Origin of the sequence: Mesorhizobium sp. M1E.F.Ca.ET.041.01.1.1 (assembly GCF_003997355.1) — a bacterium.
GTDB lineage: Bacteria > Pseudomonadota > Alphaproteobacteria > Rhizobiales > Rhizobiaceae > Mesorhizobium.
Map to the genome: position 1 here is coordinate 1 of NZ_RZSL01001173.1, position 699 is coordinate 699.

Below are 699 nucleotides of genomic sequence, written 5' to 3' on the forward strand. Positions count from 1 at the left end.
GGGTAAGCATCGTCTGATCGATATCGCTGAGTTCACGTGGATCTGCTTCCAGCCACTCGTTGTTGTGGCGCCTGAGCAAGGCAAGCGGTCAAGGTCTGGCTCTGGTGCTGGCTGCGGTGCGATCCCCGCACGGGCCAGGTGCCGCTCGTGTCGACGATCCACCTCGCCGCGACCAGAGAGCTGCTACTCTCTTCCGCTGTTCATTCTGGCCTCTTCGCAATGAATGTCATAAAATCACCTGTCGCAATTAATGGTTTTTGATTTGGCTCCAGCAGCTGGCAGATATCGCCGAGAGTTCCGCAGAGAGCGTCGAAAGTTTTGGCCGCCTTCTTCCGCAGCCGCGCCTTGAGTTTTGAGCAGACCTGTCTTGATCGGGTTGAGATCGGGCGAGCATGGCGGCAGGATCAGGAGCCAGTGCCCTTTGGCCAACCAGTGGGCGGCGCGTACCTTGCCGACAATCTGGGGTTCCGAACCCGACAGTTGGTTTTCAACCCGACAGTGGCCCGCCTCAGAGCAGGCTACCGCCCTTCGGAGCAGGCAGAAGCTAATCGAGGTTCGCGGGTTCCGGTTTGAATGTGCAGGTCGCTGCGCGCCTGATCTTTCGGTCTGGCGGCACATGACAAAAACCCTCATTTTGGCCGACGATACCCGGTCAGGAGCGGGTATCGCAGTCGAGAAGCGACCCGAGCACGTCCACAA

The 699-nt window shown here is 59.1% G+C and carries 1 pseudogene; it reads right to left on the reverse strand.

The window, feature by feature from the left end:
• Window positions 1-200: 200 nt before the first annotated feature.
• Window positions 201-417: pseudogene (locus EOA38_RS40855) on the reverse strand (transposase); the annotation flags it as partial.
• Window positions 418-699: the final 282 nt, after the last annotated feature.